Annotated in this window: 14 protein-coding genes; 4 read left to right on the forward strand and 10 right to left on the reverse strand. The window is 58.5% G+C overall.

What is annotated here, in order from left to right; all coding sequences use genetic code 11:
• Positions 1-17: 17 nt before the first annotated feature.
• Complete coding sequence (locus C8C96_RS23670; RefSeq protein ID WP_147455710.1) at positions 18-218, reverse strand: hypothetical protein; 201 nt, start codon at positions 216-218, stop codon at positions 18-20.
• Between the two features lie 796 nt (positions 219-1014).
• On the opposite strand from C8C96_RS23670, the gene C8C96_RS23680 reads away from it, so the two are divergent.
• The gene (locus C8C96_RS23680) at positions 1015-3807 is read left to right on the forward strand and encodes a DNA methyltransferase (protein ID WP_121944168.1); all 2793 of its coding nucleotides are present in this window, start codon (positions 1015-1017) and stop codon (positions 3805-3807) included.
• A 51-nt stretch (positions 3808-3858) separates the two neighbouring features.
• Here the strand turns inward: C8C96_RS23680 and C8C96_RS23685 are convergent, their stop codons facing one another.
• The 3 genes from C8C96_RS23685 to C8C96_RS24720 all read right to left on the reverse strand — a co-directional run bounded on the left by C8C96_RS23685 (position 3859) and on the right by C8C96_RS24720 (position 5714).
• The gene (locus tag C8C96_RS23685) at positions 3859-4665 is read right to left on the reverse strand and encodes a hypothetical protein (protein ID WP_121944169.1); all 807 of its coding nucleotides are present in this window, start codon (positions 4663-4665) and stop codon (positions 3859-3861) included.
• A 9-nt stretch (positions 4666-4674) separates the two neighbouring features.
• Positions 4675-5220: a ProQ/FINO family protein gene (locus C8C96_RS23690; RefSeq protein WP_158605787.1), complete on the reverse strand. Its 546-nt coding sequence runs from the start codon at positions 5218-5220 to the stop codon at positions 4675-4677.
• A gap of 221 nt (positions 5221-5441) precedes the next feature.
• Positions 5442-5714, reverse strand: coding sequence for a hypothetical protein (locus C8C96_RS24720; protein ID WP_147455711.1), 273 nt, complete (start codon positions 5712-5714; stop codon positions 5442-5444).
• A 176-nt stretch (positions 5715-5890) separates the two neighbouring features.
• Between C8C96_RS24720 and C8C96_RS23695 the strand changes: the two genes are divergently transcribed.
• The 3 genes from C8C96_RS23695 (at position 5891) to C8C96_RS23705 (ending at position 9459) form a co-directional block, all read left to right on the forward strand.
• A complete protein-coding gene (locus C8C96_RS23695; RefSeq protein WP_147455712.1) occupies positions 5891-6940 on the forward strand; it encodes a hypothetical protein in 1050 nt (349 codons plus the stop codon).
• 10 nt (positions 6941-6950) lie between these two features.
• A complete protein-coding gene (locus C8C96_RS23700; RefSeq protein ID WP_121944172.1) occupies positions 6951-8051 on the forward strand; it encodes a hypothetical protein in 1101 nt (366 codons plus the stop codon).
• Between the two features lie 130 nt (positions 8052-8181).
• Positions 8182-9459, forward strand: a complete 1278-nt coding sequence (locus C8C96_RS23705) for an ETX/MTX2 family pore-forming toxin (RefSeq protein ID WP_121944173.1) — start codon at positions 8182-8184, stop codon at positions 9457-9459.
• A gap of 143 nt (positions 9460-9602) precedes the next feature.
• On the opposite strand, the gene C8C96_RS24725 is transcribed toward C8C96_RS23705, so the two are convergent.
• The 6 genes from C8C96_RS24725 to C8C96_RS23730 form a co-directional block, all read right to left on the reverse strand.
• Complete coding sequence (locus C8C96_RS24725; RefSeq protein ID WP_158605788.1) at positions 9603-10094, reverse strand: hypothetical protein; 492 nt, start codon at positions 10092-10094, stop codon at positions 9603-9605.
• 80 nt (positions 10095-10174) lie between these two features.
• A complete protein-coding gene (locus C8C96_RS23710) occupies positions 10175-10999 on the reverse strand; it encodes a hypothetical protein (RefSeq protein ID WP_121944174.1) in 825 nt (274 codons plus the stop codon).
• Entirely contained in the window at positions 10996-12228 is a 1233-nt protein-coding gene (locus tag C8C96_RS23715; RefSeq protein ID WP_121944175.1) for a hypothetical protein, read from the reverse strand. Before C8C96_RS23715 ends, C8C96_RS23710 begins: the two co-directional genes overlap by 4 nt.
• Entirely contained in the window at positions 12225-12896 is a 672-nt protein-coding gene (locus tag C8C96_RS23720) for a hypothetical protein (RefSeq protein WP_121944176.1), read from the reverse strand. The genes C8C96_RS23715 and C8C96_RS23720 overlap by 4 nt, the downstream gene beginning before the upstream one ends.
• Complete coding sequence (locus C8C96_RS23725; protein WP_121944177.1) at positions 12883-16587, reverse strand: ATP-binding protein; 3705 nt, start codon at positions 16585-16587, stop codon at positions 12883-12885. The genes C8C96_RS23720 and C8C96_RS23725 overlap by 14 nt, the downstream gene beginning before the upstream one ends.
• A gap of 63 nt (positions 16588-16650) precedes the next feature.
• Positions 16651-17325: a hypothetical protein gene (locus C8C96_RS23730; RefSeq protein ID WP_121944178.1), complete on the reverse strand. Its 675-nt coding sequence runs from the start codon at positions 17323-17325 to the stop codon at positions 16651-16653.
• Between the last annotated feature and the right edge of the window lie 10 nt (positions 17326-17335).

A 17335-nucleotide genomic window follows, 5' to 3' on the forward strand; every position in this document is an offset into this window, starting at 1 on the left:
GGTAAGGGTTGGATCGTTCAGGGCTGTGCGCCGCCAGACACGGCGGCTGCAGGCACGCCCCGCAGCACCTGTTTGCTCACGCGGTACTGGGCTCCGCGCTTTGTCGTGAGGACGTGGGTGTAGCTGTAGCCACCGCTGTAGAAGCTGGTTTGCAGTTCGGTCAGGGAGCCCCCAGCCCGCAGAGCGCTCAGAACCTGGTCGAGACCAGCGGATTTCATTTCATGGGGTGCAACGCTCACCCAATCGCTCTCCATGTGGGGGCTCATTGGGGCATCTGGCGTTGCTGACGCCCCGTTCGGCAGAGCGCTGGGTTGGTTGATGGCTTTTAATTGCATAGTTGCAATTATCAATTGCAATTAATTGCAATGCAATAGCCAATTCAGTTCATTTCGGCATTTGGTTCTTGGATATCGATGAGGGGACGATATCCGTCCATTTCAGTATTCGGATAGCGTCCAATTCAACATTGGCAGTGCGTCCAATTCAGCACTGTGATCGCGTCCACTTCCGCATCGCACCCATTTTCACCCTGGCCTCTAACGGCCATCCTCTTGGTCATTGAGGCACGTTCACAGCATGGGATTTGTGGCAAGCGGCTGCACCTTCCCCATAGCTGGTAGCTTGGAACCCTCGAACACTCCACAATGCGAAGCACCCCAGATACAAGGAGCCCGATGTGAAGGACTGGATACACAGGACAGAGGCAGTGGGTGTTGAAGACCTCGAAGAGATGGCCCGCGAATGCGGCTTGCTCGGGGCGGGGCAGTCAATGAGCCCCGAACTCCTCGCATATACCCAGGCAGTGGTTGAACAGTGTGCGTCCATTGCAGATGCCTACCCCCCGAAAGAAACGGAGGAAAGCGCCGCCGAGCACATTCGAGCCATGCTACCCACCTGATTGAGCCAGGCGGGGGAGAACAAAAAGGCTTGATAGGGTGTGCCCCTTTTCCGTGGGCGAGAATGGTGCTCGATTCGATGCACGAAATAGCGTCACACCGGACAAGAGGGAACCTGATGGCGAAAATCACCACGAACGAACTGCGCAAGCGCCTTTCAGCCTTTGCACACCAGTGGGCCGGCACCACTAGCGAAAAGGCCGACGAGAAACTCTTCACTGCACAGTTCCTGGCGTGCTTCGGCGTCCATCCGCATCAATACAGCCGCGAGTTCAGGCTGACCATGCGCGACGGCTCTCATGGGTTCATGGACGGGTTCATTCCCGGCAAAGTGATCATCGAGGGCAAGAGCCTTGGAAAGGACCTCAAGAAGGCCCGCGCGCAGGCTGAAGAATACCGATGGGCATGCCCGCCACAAGACCAGCCCCGCTACGTCTTGCTGCACGACTTCAATCAGTTCATCCTGTTCGACCTGACCCAGGACAAGTCGCACTCATGCCTGCTGCCAGAGCTGGCCAAACGTGCTGAATGGTTCCGTTTCCTGGTGGGTGACGCAGCCCCAGAGATCACCGAGGAGAGCGAGGCAGACCGTCGCGCGGCCGAGAAAATGGCCGCGCTCCATGAGGCACTGCTCAAAAGCAACTTCATAGGCCGAGACCTGGAAATCTTCCTCACGCGCCTACTGTTTTGCCTGTTTGCGGACGACACGGCTATCTTTGGGGACAACAGTCTGTTCCGGCGTCTCATGGAGGGTACGCGGGAGGACGGTAAGGATGTTGGATCGCAGCTCAGTGAGCTTTTCGCGGTACTCGACACTCCGATCAAGAAACGCAGCACCCTGCTCGATGAGGATCTCCGGGCCTTCGAGTACATCAATGGGCAACTTTTCTCCGAGCGTTCAGGTATCCCTGCGTTCGATAGCACCCTTCGCGCGCTCCTGCTGGAATGTGTTCGACTGGATTGGTCGAAGATTTCCCCAGCCATCTTCGGTGCCATGTTCCAAGGGGTGCTAGACCAGGAGGACGAGGGGCAGGAGGAAAAAGAGGAGCTGGATGGCGCCAATACCAAGAAAAAGAAAAAGGGAGCCAAGCGCCGCGAGCTGGGCGCTCATTACACCTCGGAGCGCAACATCCTGCGGGCCATCAATCCACTCTTCATGGATAGTCTGCGCGACCAACTAAGCGCCGCTGGTACCAGCCGCCCCAAGCTGCAGGCCCTCTACGACAAGTTGCCATCAGTTCGCGTTTTCGACCCAGCATGCGGATGCGGGAACTTCTTGGTTATCGCCTACCGCGAACTGCGGCGCCTTGAACTGGACTTGATTGACCGTCTGTTCAGCAAGGGCGGGCAGAGCAAAGGTCTGCTGGATATCAGCACCATGATCCGGGTGAGCGTGGAGCAGTTCTTTGGCATCGAAATTGACGAGAGTGCGGCTCATATTGCCCAGGTAGCCATGTGGATTACGGACCACCAACTGAATCTGGAAGCAGCTGACCGCTTTGGTAGCACACGACCTAGCGTTCCTCTTGTGCACAGCCCCCATATCCGCCATGGCAACGCGCTCCAGGTGGACTGGGAGGATGTCCTGCCTGCTGCTGAATGCACGTACATCGTAGGTAATCCGCCGTTTGTGGGGGCCAAGTACCTCAAACCTAAGCAGAAGGAAGATGTCGCCAGAGTCATGAACGGAGTGCCGAGCTTCGGCTTATTGGATTTTGTGGCCTGTTGGCATGTGCTGGCCGCTCGCTACATGCGCAAGAACCCCTTGGTGCGCACTTCTCTTGTCTCCACGAACAGCATTTGCCAGGGAGAGCAGGTAGGCGTGCTGTGGCCTCTGCTTCTGGAGCAGGGGATTCAGATTCACTTTGCGCACCGCACCTTCCAGTGGAGCAACGAAGGGCGCGGAGTAGCCGCCGTCCACTGCATCATTGTGGGCTTCGGAATGCAACCCACAGAGCAACCACGTCTATTCGAATACGGCTCCAACATCAAGGCGGCAGAGGCTCAAGTCCAACTCGTGAAGCGCATCAACCCCTACTTGGTGGATGCCCCAGATGTAGTGCTAAAGCGCCGATCAACTCCATTGAGCGCAGTCCCCGCTATGGGTATCGGCAACAAGCCGATTGATGATGGGAACTATCTCTTCACGCCGGAACAGAAAGACGCCTTTATTGCGAAGGAACCCGGTAGCGCCCCATATTTCAGGCGCTGGCTAGGGTCAGATGAATTTCTCAACGGGATTGAGCGCTGGTGCCTTCTGCTCAAGGATGCAACGCCAAACCAGTTGGCTGCGCTTCCTGAATGTCGCAAGCGGACTGAGGCCGTTCGCGCATTCCGAGAGAAAAGCGGTAGCGGGCCCACGATTGCATTAGCCGCAACACCTCGGCGATTTCATGTGGAGTTCTTCCCTGAACGCAGCTACTTGGTGGTTCCCAAAGTTTCGTCAGAGAAGCGAAGATTCATTCCCATTGGAATTCTGTCGCCGGACATTCTTGCGAGCGATCTGCTCATGACCGTCCCTGACGCTTCCATGTACCACTTTGGTGTCTTGTCTAGTAGCGCCCACAACGCTTGGATGCGGGCAGTTTGCGGACGCCTTGAAAGCCGATACCGCTACTCCAAGGACATCGTGTACAACAACTTTCCTTGGCCAGAGAAGCTCACTACCAAAAAGCAGCAGGCAATTGAGATGGCGGCACAGGAGGTTCTTGACGCAAGGGCGAGATACCCGGATAGCACCCTTGCCCAACTCTACAACCTTGCATCAATGCCGACTGATCTTGTTGCGGCACACGCGGCGCTGGATCGTGCAGTCGATGCAGCATACGGATACAAGGGCGGGTCAGCAGACACCAGTCGTGTCCAGTACCTTTTCGAGAAGTATTTACAGGCAGGTGGTGACACAAGGTAAAGCCTTGGGTGGGTAATGGGCCAGCCAGCTCCCTACCTCGGATGAACAGGTCTACATCAGCTCGAACGGTGAGAGCACTCCAGCCAAGTGGTCAGGCTGGCGCTGGTCCACGACAAGCCACAGCATCGGCCCATCCTGCACCTGTGCACCGGCCAGCACATCAGCAACGGTCATTCCCGCCCTGAGAAGCTCCTCGGGCGCGATTTCGCGCACCTGCATGCCGTTGCTCCTTGCGGCCGCGATGGACTCGCACAGGCGGGTTTTCCGGGGCCCTTCGCTGAGGTACTTGGCGAGCCCCAATTCCGACACCAGACACCAGGCCCCGTCCAACCGCACCGGCAGGAACGAAAACGAGTGCATCAGCATGAGTTGCCGCGCGTGCGCCACCGGGTGCCAGGATTCCACGGCAACGGGTGACGAGACCATGAGGTTCTCCACCGTTCGCTCTACACCAGCCATCAGGGCCTCCTCCAAACCAATACACAACTCGATTGCAGCCTGGGTTGCATGGCGCGCGTAGGAGCCCGTGTGCATGGCGTCGTTGCGCGCGGCCTGAACAATCGAGAAAAGAGCCCCAAAGGACTTGAAACGCAGCGGGAAGGCGCCGGGGAGTTCAGAAAAGACGAGCGCTCTGTTCGCCTGCAGAGCGATTTGGTCCCTGTAGAGCCCCAGCGCTTCCTGTTTGCCAAGAAGTCGAAGCCCAAGAGCTTCCAGCGCAAAGCAAATCTCCTCGAAGCCTTCGGCATCTTCCAGGGCAGCGTAACGCGCAGAGCGAAGACGGTCTCGATAGAAAAGGCGCTCGCGCGGCTGAAGGTCGATCACTGCTGGCGCTGCGCCGGAGGGGGCAGATCCTGCCATCGGGCCATTTCAAGCACGCTCGGCGGGATCGCCCAGGGTGGAGAGGGCGATTTTGTAGGTGGTCCAGGCATCGGCACCAATACCAGAGTCAACAGAGGCTTTCACCCACTTCGCCCTCCCCTCGCGATCAAGCCCGCTCCACCAGGCCATGCGCTCTTGGTCGTCCGCAATAGTCTCGATGCGTGACGGTAGACCGTTGAGGCTCACCTGTTCCATCAGATCCTCGAAAATCTCAGCAGCGGCTTCCGCGTCAGCCGGGGTGACCTGCCGGGAATTCTTGTCCACGCCGTTGATGCTGTGGCGTGGTCCTCCCTTCAGCACGCCCATCAGGTAGAGGGGCCTTCGAAGATGCAATTCGAGGAAAAGCCGGATCTTCGCCAGGGTCAGCTCTGAGCCCCTGCGTTGCGCGTCGTCGGCGAGGATCTTGTCGATGTTGATTTCCAGAGGAACGAAATCACCGGGCCCAAACAGGTTGGGCCACAGCCTGGCCATCTCTCGTGCGACCACGGTATCGCGCACTGGCATCGCCTCTAACAGGGCCAGATCTGTATCCATGGGGCTCATTCTTGTCTGCTTTCTTGGTTCATGTCGTCAGGATGGGCGTTTCATCATTGCTCTTTGCCGAGCATGAATTGGCTGCTACGTGCTGCCGAAACGTGGCTCCTACAGCCTCCCTATTTTCCCACTCCACGAACTTGAATGAGTCATCGGCCCCGACCAGGGGAAACTGACGCGTCTCGGCACCAGTGAGTTCGCAAGGTTCACCCACGCAAGGTCTACCGTGGCGAAGGAAGCGTAACTGCAGCCCCCGTAGGTGAAGTTCGTGATGCTGCATCCGGTGAATTCGGATTGGTTGCAGTGAGCGTCAAAAAGCTCGCCACCTGCAGGGTCACGTTATTGCCCTTGCTGATCGCGCGATCCGTCACCACGGCGCCCACGATGACCACGATTCCGAGAAAAACGAGAACGCGCATCCCATCACCAGGTGCACGGGCAAAAAGGCGTTTCAAAAAGGTGTTCATGACGATTCCTGTTGCGTCGAAATTCATGCACCCAGTTTTCCGATGAAGCAAATTTTCGGCGAACCCTACTGGGGGGGAACGCGCAAAACGTTGCGTGCTGACCATGAAATCCCTCTCACCCCCCCAGTAGGGTTTGACGCAGGAAAGGGGGGCGGTATATGGGGCTCACACCCTGATCCCGTGGTCAAATTCCCAGGATGGAGATGCATGTATCTGCCGATGCGGTCGGCCAACTGGGGGAGGTGTTCAGCCTGACAGGCGCGCACCAGACTGTGGCCGCGTCCTTCTGGGCATGGCTTGGCCAGCAGGACCATCACATCCGCCCGCCCGCCCCGGACACCATCGGCTCGATGTGCGGAGATCGTCTGCGCGTGCAGTGGTGGACTGACCCTACCGGGGCATGGTTCGCCGCCCAGGTGGTCGATATGACCGCGCGCAGCTTTTGGGAAGTTTTCCTGGTGCCCGCGCGCAGCGGTCAACAAGTAGCAGGACGGCGGCTCTGCATGGGCGATGCCAGCGCCATCGAACTCCTCGACACCCTCTGGCTGGAGGTCTTTGGCCCTCAGGTGGGCACCCAAGTAGTCGAAGCACGGTATCCAGCTTTCGCCGAGCTGGTAGCTGCAGGGTGCAACCCAAGCGGAGTGAAGACTGTCAGGGACGATGCCGCCATGGTTGCGCGTCTAGAGGCCGATGTTGCCTACTGGAAGCACCTGGCAGTATCGCTGAGCAAGACCGCGCCCACCCGCGAGAGCACCTACACCCCTCCCCCACCGGCTGAAGCCCCTTCTGCGGCCTCAGGCAGCACTGCAACGGCCCGAAAGTGGGGGCTCAAGGACATTGCTGAGTACGCCGAGGCGAATGCGCATCGGATCACGATCCTGCAGCGGGCTGTGTCTGCCACCAAGCGCAGTTCCTTTGAGAACCCGGACCTCCTCTACACCTGCCTGGAATTGCTGGCCATCGAGTACACCGAGGTCAAGACGGGCAAGGCCGACCGCAACGCCTTCAAGGTCAAAGCCGAAGCCTTGGGGATCGACTTCGGGGGCTCGGTTGATCCGAGTGTTGCCGGCGAGCTGGGCGACCTGTACTTCATCCGCCTGGGCGGGAGACGGCGGTTTCTGGACCAGCATCTGGGCAAGGGGAGCGCCCGAGATCCACGGTACTGCATGCGCATCTACTTCTGCTGGGACGAGGACACAAACCGCGTGGTGATCGGGCACATGCCATCCCACCTGCCCACCAGCTACACCTGAGAAGCCCCCCATGGCATCCAAGCTGACCAAGGACCAAAAGCGCGAGAAAAAGAAGCGCGAGGAGCGCAAGCTCAAGCTGCGCCGCGAGCATGAGGACAACCGGCACTTCAAGAAGGTTGACGGTCTGATGATGGCGATCACCCAGGCTCTGCAGGGCGAGGGTACCCAACAGGAACTGGATGCGGCGGTTTTGAACCTGGGCAGCGGCAAGTCTGTTGCCGTCAGTGACAAAGAGTCCCGTTTCCAGAGCCCAGAATGGATGAGGCTGCGGGGGTACACCACGCGCTTGGTCTCCATGCTTCAGGCTAACCCTGACGCCCACTACGCAGGATTTGGCCTGGACGGGCGGATCTTCCTCAACGGGGATGGCGATACCCAATTCAGGTCGGCCCACTTCCCTTTGAATGCGATCTTGGCCTCCAACTGGCAACCTGATGAGGTCGTTGCCAACACCTCCGTTGAGCTGGAACCAGAGCCCACGCAAGGGGCTTACTGTTTTGGGGTCGAGGTGCGCAACCTGGCGGTGCATTTCGCCATAGCGTCTACGGCCGACCCGGACGATCTGCCCGAGGTTTATTTTGTGTCACCCAAGGGCTGGCACCGTCTGGACTTCGAAATTTGGCGCCATGAACTGTGGCCATCCCTCGCACGCGTCATCCTGGCCAAGGATTTGATTCGGGGTCCCGATGAGAACCAGTACGCCCTGGATCGGCTCATGCAGGATACCCTGGCGCGCAAGACCGATGCGCAAGAGGCGCAGGATGGGCCCGTCCAGGTGATCGATGACAAAGCGCGAACCGTCATCCGCAGCCTGGGATCAGGCCTGCTGCTGGAAAGCGAGTTCCTGCTGAGCGCGGCCGAGGATGAACGCGCACGCCAGAACAAGGATGCACTCGCGCTGGAATGGAACCAGGGGTATGAGTCGCGCCAGGCGGAAATTGATATCCTGAATGAAAGGTATCGAACGCTAGAACATGAAAATCTGACGCTCAGGCGATTGGTTCTGAATCCGCCCTCCCAATCTCCGTCACCGCCAGAAGTGCTACTGGAGAAATCAGCACCCCCTGCTATGTCTCTTGAAGCTCGCATGGGAACGCTTTTGGGGCTGTAGCTGCGATGGAGGATCAGCCTTCATACATCGCATCCAACTGTCTGTCCTCAGCGCGATCACTGCGCAAAAAAAAGCTTGCACCCCATTTCAAAGCTACTCAGAATTTCCTTTCTTTTTGAGAGGGAATGCCATGACCGCCTTGAAATTAGTCAATAGATTAGTGCTACTTCCTGTTGTCTGCATTTTATTTACAAACGCAAACGCGGCTGAAAATATAATATTGACAGATATACAGAAAGAAATTACCAAAAAACTTGCAACAAAACCTGGAGCAAGGAAATTGAAGGTTACCGAGACTGTTGAAACAGTCTGCGGTGGGGGATTGGGACGGAAAATACCATGCTCAAGCCCCGTAGACAAAATGTCTTACCCTATTGAATTAAAATCAGCAGGCATGAGCGGCACCACTCCCATGTGCTACGAGCCAAGATGCTTTGACAAAGTAACAAGAAAGGAGTCAATTGCCATTGAGCCGCTTATTGCGACAAATGGCCGAGTAATTCAAGTCAGCCAAATGCAGGTCCTGGAAGCTCAGACAATTCAATTTCCACCCAAGACTTTCATAAAGCAAGCTGAAAAAATCAATTGCTCGAAAACGGAAAAATCAAAGATAAATGAGAATTTCTCATTTACATCACAATCAACCGTTTCAACGCAAGTTCGAAAGGGTGTGTCGTCAACAATTGGCGTCAATGCACGCGTTGATTACAAACTCCCGAGTGGATTCGGTGCAAGCGTTGGTGCCAGCGTAAGCCAGACTACAAGCCTGGACAGAACAGATAGCCAATCATCTACCACCACCATCAACTACACGTCGCAAGTTTTGGAGGACGTTCCTCCAATGACGAGAACGCGCGTTGACTTGATTTTGTTCGAAACTTCTTTGGAAGTTCCATTCAGCGGATCAGTCATAGTTGATGGTGACCTAGATCCAAATATGGATGAAAAACGGCAGGCCAGCCAGATTCTCAGCGAGTCCGAGCGAACAATTGAGGTAAATGGTGTACTGGCTGTTACTGCCTCAACCCTCTCCAAATCTAGGCGCAACGACTTTCCAGTTACCTCGCAAGATTGTGACGATGTTGAAAAAGGACTGGCTCCAGCTTATGTCATCCGCGACATGAATTACGTGGGAACAGGCTTCAACACCCTTACGACGACACCTCAGGACATCGCTGATCGCAACAAAAGAAACGGACTGCAATCAAAAGGTGCCAAACCACAAATTCGCTTCAAAGCCTTTGCGACCCCAGGCTCAATGTGCTACATGGGTCCCTGCGACTCACCTCCAAACGGCTACAGGGAAATTTGCTTTGCAGACGATGATGGCGCTTGCACTGTTTGCACCAGCGAGTCAGATGCTGTGTGTGAGCCTATCAGTGAACAACGACAAATCCTGAAGCGTTAGGAAACCCACAAAGCGTTTGCGACGTGCGCCTGGATTATGAGTTCATCAACTAGGCGCCCGTCAGCATACTTTTTGAACAAGAAAATTGTACGGAGCAAAAATGAACTCATCGCAAGCTTGAGGCTGAACACGAAAGATTTTTATCAGGGCGAATTCGAACTAGCAATGCTCCGACACTGACCAAGAACGCTCGAATCTCCAGCTTCAATTTCTTCGAAGAAGGTTGGCTTTGAAGGGTCGCGATTGCATGCCAGAGCTTTGAACACCCATTTCTTCTCCTGAAATGCGTAAGTAGCCCTACATTTCGTTTCAACAAAATCTCGGAGTTCTCCCTGCACTGATTCCTGAGAGTCGCCTTTGGCAAATCGGTTGTTGCACTCGAAATTGACCAATCCTCGATAAGGTGAAACGAGCGAATCCGTTTTCTGTACATCAAACTCCATCGTCGGATTGGTATATATTTTTCGCGCCCACCACTGTGTGTAATATGGATCGCCGGGCTTAGGCGGGGTGATTACAGGCTTCTGGTTGTTGAGCTTCGTTTGTAAATTACCCATAACAGATTTCAGCCCGTCTACAGGATCTGATGACGATGTTTTCCCGCACGCAGCAACAAAAAGCACAGCAACAGTCACAATCGAAGTCCTCAACATACCCACTCCCGTAGCCAAAATATTAAATGTAACGAACCAGCAGCATATCTGAATGAGATGACTCATTCAGGAAAATCGCCTCCAATACGAACGGGAAAATGCTCCTGATCGAGCCCCATCTCCAACCTTTTCATGAGCCCCCAAGCGAGCCCCACGTCGCCACCTGCAGGCTGGGCTTCCAGATGAGGCCGTGACACCTCCACGGACCCCAGATACAGGTTCTTGCGCCGTTGCGCCCTGACAGCCACCTCCAGACTGTCCAGCGGCGGCAAACACAAGGCCTCGCGCCGTGGCACCGAAGCGGCCATGGACAGCCCCTTGGGGTCGAAGTCGAAGAACGCCAGCACGGGCCGATGGTCCTGCACCAGCAGATCGTTCGCCACGTCCGTGCGGAAGTACCCCGGTGCCCCCCGGAACAACGCCAGCGCGGGGCGCCCCTTGAGAAATCCCGCCAGCCACTGGTATTCGTGCAGCCGCAGCATGGGCTCCAGGTTCTCGCAGAACACCAGTACCTCAAAGGGCAAGGCCAGCGCTTGGCGCACATCCATGCACAGCATGCTCCCCGTGGGGATCAGAACCCCCTGCAGGCCCAGCGGCACCACCGCAACCAGGCCCTCAGAGACGCGCAGGGCGCCCCATTTCTCGGATTCACCAGGTTGCACCTGACTGCGCGGTACCGGCTCCACCTGGCGCGATATCTCAAAGCTCCGCGCCTTGAGCAGATTGCGCGCCGCCGCAAAGTCTCTCTGGGTGTAGACCACCCTCCTCCCCTGCACCTTCCCGATGCCCTCGGCATTGAGCAGATATTCGGCGGTCGCGCTGTAGGGCCGAAAAGGCGGCTCTGTCTCGATCAGCCGCCTCAGGAACGTCACCTGCTGCTGGTTCATGCCTTCGCGGCCCCCGCAACCGAGGCCGGGTGAACCATCGCATCGTGGAACCGGTGCCGGAACCGCTCACCGGGGCGCGCGGGGCTCGATACCACCTCCACCCGGTATTTCTGCTCCCGCAGTGCCAGGACGGCAAAGCCCAGCCAGATATGGGGCTGCAGGGTCTTGGCAAGGTCGTCGGTCTCGCGCCATTCAGCCAGCGAGAACTTGTCGGTCGCGTGCTTGGCGGCACCGGCCAGTCTGTCCAGCGCAATCGCGGCGTCGGACTTCTTTTTCACGGGCCGCTCGTCCACCACCCGCTTGAAGCGCTTGATCTCCTTGGGTTGGGGCTCTACAGGCTGCGGAGGGAGCGCCGCCACCTCCTTGACCATGGCCTCCACGAACTGGTGGTCGGTGTCCTGGGGCTCGATCTGTGGCGCGAAATCCGGCAGACGCGCGGCCAGTAAGAAGTCGGGGATGCGCGCCGCAGGGTCCAGCTCAAATCCCAGCCATGAAGGCTGCTGGCGCATGAGCAGATCCAGCCGCGCGAGATGCTTATGGCTGCTCTCCACCTCACGGATGCGGAAGATCTCCCGTGACAGCTGCGCCTGCATCTCGGCCATGGCATGCTGCCAGGTCTGCAGGTGAGCCTGCAGGTTCATGCGGACGAACTTGGCCAGCTCGGGCATCCCGCGAGCGGTTGCCTCGCTCTCGATCTTGTGAAAGACAGCCGCCATGCGCGACATGTCTTGGGCGAGGATGTTGGCTTCGCGCTGGTAGAAGCGGTTCTGCGACTTCTTGGCCTCCAGCGTGCGCACATTACCGTAGCGAGTGGACAGGAGCGTGTGCAGGTACAGCAGGTTGCGCTCCACACTGTCGCCGATATCAAAGACCGTGGATTCGATGGTCTCCACGATGTTCTCCACCGCGCTGTAGTCCTTGGCGCGGAACAGATCGTCCACCTCATTCCAGAGCTGATTCGCCTGGCCTATGCGCGAACCGATCTCGGCCAGGGTCTGGTAGGCCGGGAAGAGCTGCAGGTGGTCGTTCAGGAAGTCGCGCAGCTTGGGGTGCAGCCGATAACCATCCTCCCCCGCAGGGCGCAGGGCGTTGGCCTGCCGCAGAGCCCCCACGGACGCCTGCGGGGCATCTTGCGCCGGCACAATGATGCCGTCGCGCCGGGTTTGCTCCACCACATCGGCATGCTGGTAGAGCGTCTTCAGTACGTCCTTGGTCGGTGAGGAGGTCATGCAGCCCCCGCCTCGGGAGCCTCAGCCTCTTCCAGCCGCGCCTGGGGGTCGATCTGGTCCACCACCTGCTCATCAGAGATGTGGGGGGTGTTTTCGTTGATGAAGGCAATGAGCTGCAACAAGTAGTCCACCTTGCCGGTGAAGGTGTAGCCCTTACTCACCTCGTTGGTCTGCTGCAGGTAGCCCGCTTCCTCCAGGATCTTGAACATCTTCTGGACGCGGAACACCGTTGCACCGCTGTCCGTCACCCGGTTATCGGCGAGTTCGCGCATGTCGGCCAGACGCCGCTCCAGCGCGGAGGAGTTGCGCACGGCCTCGCTGATCTCGGTCAACCACACCACATCACCCGCGTGGAGCTGTGGATCGCTCCCCTGCGCCTCCCGCAACAGGTTGAAGAAGCCCACGTAGGGCATCAGCCGGTGGCGCACCGTTTTGAGTTCCTCGCGGATGCGAGCGCGGGTGTCGGTGGTGGGCGATTCGTCATAGGCCATGAAGAACGCCCCCTCGTCGTGGAGACGCGCCAGCCGATACCCCACGGCCGACAGCCATTCCTGGGCATGCTGCTGGCCTTCCTGTGTCGCCAGTGCCTCGTACTCACTCTCAAACCGGACTTTGCAGACAAACTCACCCTTGGCGAGCAGCTTGAGCGCGGATTTAAGCGAGTTCATGCTCGGCCTCCAGTTCGTGGGTCTCGTTGGTGAAGATCGCCCCGGTGTTCTCGAACAGGCTCAGGCGCGGGAAGTGGCGCGCGAGCGCCGGATCGACACTGGGGCTGGCGCTGATCACGTCGATGTTGTTCAGGGCCAGGGTCTTGAGGAACGCGCCGACGTTCTTGGCGTCAAACCGGCCCAGTTCGTCGGTCACCCACACCAACCGAACTGGCGAAGAGCCCCGGATCATCTGCACAAAGCCCATGAGGAACATGGCCGTGATGAGGGCGGAATTGCCGTTGGAAGACACCGCCCGGAACTCCTCCTCATTGCTGATGACGGAACGCTTGCCGTTCTCGTAGAGGCTGAATTCGAGGCGTACCTGCTCGTTCAGGTCCACCTGCACCCCACCATCGGAGCGCAGAATGTCCTTGTACTCGCGCACCAGGGCGACATCCTCATCCGAGGGCAGCTCCATGCCGACACGGGAGTACGAGCGCCCTGTGAGCGCAATGGTGGGGCTCCTGTCCCGCATCTTGCGCAGCACCGAGAGGAACGCCTGCTGGCCCACGCTCGATGTGACGCGCACGCTCAGGTTCTTGAAGCGCTCGAAGTGCTCGGCCGTGGCCAGCGCCCTGCCCAGTTCGGTGTTGAAAGTCGCCACCAGGCGGTCGAAGGTGTCCAGACGGCTCACGAACACACTGGCGTTTTCGAAGAAGCCGTTCATCTGGTGGGTGAGCTGTTCGATGAAGCTCCCGCATTCAGTGCGTTCAAACCAGTCGCACAGCTGCTCCGCTTCGAGCCACAGGTACTCATGCTCCAGACGGGTCTGCCGGTCAGGTAGCTCCTTGCGCTTGAGCTTGAGCCAGTCATTGGGCCCGCCCTCCTTCTTCTCAAACTCATTGCGCAGGGACAGGACCTCGCTGCGAAGGGCCGCAGCCTCATCCACCAGCGTGCGGAGTTTGCGGGTCACCTCCTGGTCGAGTTCCAGCATGTAGCGCCCGGTGTAGGCGCTGCTGGGCACAAAGTCGAGATAGTCTTTGAGCTTCTGGGCGCGCAATTCCTCCAAGCGCTGTGCGTCATTGGCGGCGGTTGAAATCTGCCCGTCGAGGGCTTCAAGCACCTCCTTGGCCTCCTTGGTCAGATCATTTCGGCGGGTTTCCAGACCTCCAAGGTTCTGTGACGCCTTGAGATAAGCGGTGTGCAGTTCTCCCACCTTGCGCCGGGTCGTTTCAAAGTGCGGTAGCTCGTCCTTGCAGAATTTCTTCCAAGCGACCACCTCATGCCGGTTGTTGGCAATCGCATCAAGCTGGTCCCGCAGCCCTTTCAGTTCTTTCTCCACGGCATTGATGCGCACGGTATCGAGCCCCATGCCAGCCAGCTTGCGCTCATAGTCCTGTCGTGCGTTGGTCAGATTGGTCTGCAGGGTCGCTTCAACTTCTTGTGACTCGGCATCCAGCTTGTTGATCTCGCTGTTCGACTCGGCCTCCAGGACCTCAGCCTGGCGCTTGTACCCGGCGTTGATCGCTTCACGCTTATCCTTGACGCCTTCGCGGATGGCTCGTTCTTCATTGACAAGCACGTTCAGAGCCGTCCTCAAGCCATCAAGGTCCTTCCGAGCCTGGGTCTCAGCATCGCTGCGCTCGGTCTTCACAAGGCTGTCGAGGCGTCCTTTGTCTGTGACCGCAGCATCAAAGGCCGACTTCGCCAAACCAAGGGTAGCTACCGCGCTGCCATGGTCGGTTCCGGCTTGCTTCAGCTTCAGTCGGGCTTTTTCTGCATGGTCCGCAGCTTTGTCCACCGACGCGTTGATGTTTGCGATCTGGCCTTTTGCCGTTTCAAGCTGGTGGCGCACCGAATCCATCGAGAACCACTCAGGCAGGGGTAGCTCCTGAGTGCTCACCGTGGCATTGCCCACCACCACGGCCCCCTCCTCGCCTCTCTGTGCGGCTGGGATGTCCAGCATCACTGGTGAGAGGTCGGTTCGGTGGATCACTGCCTCCGCGATCAGCTTGCTGGCATGGGGCCATACAGGGTCGTCGCTTGCACGGATGAAGGCGAGCAAGGAACCGGGTTCCGGGGTGACCTGGGCGGTCAGGGCATCAATGTGGTCCAGCAGCGCTTTCTGGCTGGCCTCAAGCTCCTCCAATTTCCTGATTGCCGCTTCAAGTTCACCGCGAGCCTGTGCCTCATCTTTTTCACGGTCAGAGGCTGCGTCTTTGGCTGTGTCGAAATCCTTGCGGCGCTGTTCGAGAATGGCCTCAGCCTCCTCTTGTGCAGCAAGGGTCTCATCCGTGGCAGCGGGGTTTTTGATCTGTTGGTTGATCTCGCCTTCGCGGGTGGCCAGGCGGGTGCGCTCCTTGGCGATCTCGGCGAGCCTGGGGGGCTCCTCCAGCGCCTGCAAGTCCGCGTCCTTGGCTTCACCGAGGGTCAAACGCTTTTTGAGCCCCGCGCTTTGTGCTGTGGCTTTGCGCTCAGCGATCTCATTTTGTTGACGCTGTGCGGACTGCTCGATTTCGAGACAGCTCCTTTCGTATTCGGTCAGGAGAGAACCCGATGCAGAGGTGAGGCGCTCATGCTCTTTCTCCTTGTCCCGCGCCTGCTGCCGAAGTGCGGCCTCCCTGGATTCATTGGCCTCAAGGGTCTTCGCATCGATCCGGTCGAAGTGATTCTGGCGACTGGTCACGCCCTCAAACGCTGCATTGAGGAGCTGCCACTCGTTATAGGCTTCGGTTTTTTTCTGCTCGGCCTCAGTGATTTCGTTGCCCAAAGCACCAAGCGCCTGATCGAAGGCCTCTGCCTGGGACTTGCGCTCACTGGTCAACCGTTCTTGGTCCGTTGCCGCCTGGGCGAGTGCTGCCTTGACGGCCACATGGAGCGAGCACAACTCCATGTGAACCCCTTTGATGCGGCCGATGCGTTCCTTCATCCGGTCAGCGTCGGGTTTGCGCTTCAAGATATCGGCCATGTGGGTGCGACTGTCCAACCAGGTGGTCACATCCTCGCGGCGCTGCTTGAGTTCGCGCACGTTCTGGCGCTTCGATTCCGTGGCCTGGTCCTCGGCCACACGCTCCAGCACGATGTTCTGCAGGTCCCGAAAACTGATCTTCTCGTTGGCCATGGCAGCTGCAATCTGGTTGAGATTGCGCAGGGGGCGTGGCCCCAGTGAATGATCGCGGGCCAGCAGTGCCATCTGCTTGGCGTTCTTGCTGCTCATGCGCTCATTCAGGATGACGCTGCGGTACTCGTTGAGCTGCAGGACGGGCGAGACATTGATATTGCGCGCGTGGAGCCGGGGGGCGAACTCCGTGCGCGTCACAAACGTGTTGTTCTCGTCGTAGAAAAAGGTTTCATCAAACCCGGCTGAGACGATCCGAAAGTCCGGGATGTCCTCGCCATCCTTGGCGTACATCACCACCGTGCGCAAATGGGAGTCACTCTCACGCTCGTACTCATAGGCCACCGCGCTGCTGGGGTCGGGCAGCGTGTGCCGGATCATGGACGCCTTCCCGGAACCCTTCAGGACCTGGGAGGGGGTTGCGCCGTAGAAGAGAGGGATCAGGCGCAGAAAAGTGGTCTTGCCCACCCCGTTGTCGCCCACTGCCAGAACACCGCCGCGTGGGTCCAGTTCCGAGATCCGCCCCGAAGGGTTGCTGTCGCTGGGGTTCCTGATGTTGATCGCGATGATGCGGCGAAGCTGATGGGGCATGTGGTTCGATCCCTCGGATGTGATTAGACAGGCTGTGATTTCATTGTGCCTACGCAGCCCCGCTCAAACAGCGCTGCCTTGCTTGAGCTTTCCAATGAGCGCGGTGAGCTTTGCAGGGTCGATGTGATGCTCCGTGCGGGAGACACCCGTCGCCACCAGGATGTGCGTCAGTGCCGGCGCGTAGGTCGCCACGTTCTCTGGGGTCATGCCGCTGGCGATGGCCAGAGCCCCGCCCTCCCCCATTGCAAAGATCTTCTGCGGGTCCGGTGCGTGGCCGGTGGCATCGCCGCTGGTGGTGGGGATGAATCCTGCGGCACGGGCGTGAGCAGCTGCTCCGACCGGATTGGGCTCGTGCGGGCGGTACTTGAAGGCAACGCTGGCGAAGAGCTGCAGGTGGGGATGGTCACGGGCAATGGTGGCCATTTCCTGGCCTGCAGCCGTGAGCCCCTGCGAGTCCACTCCCATATCGTCGGCCCAGAGCATGTCCGACCCCGCCTCCAGCGCCATCATCGCGGCTCGGACGCACCCCATGGAGAGCAGATTCAGCCCTATCGGGAACCCCGCGTTCTCCCGGATGGCGGTCCGAGCAACGTCCACCAGTTCAAGGTCCGCGCCGTCATGCGAGATCAGGAACACACCGTCCGCGCCGCATGTTCGTGCGACTTGGATTTCGGAAAAAGTGGTGGGTGCATCCAGGTGATGGATGACGGGGTAAACAAGGGGCGGCAGGGCGTTCATAGGGGCACGT

This window comes from Acidovorax sp. 100 (assembly GCF_003688355.1).
GTDB classification, from domain to species: Bacteria; Pseudomonadota; Gammaproteobacteria; order Burkholderiales; family Burkholderiaceae_C; genus Acidovorax; species Acidovorax delafieldii.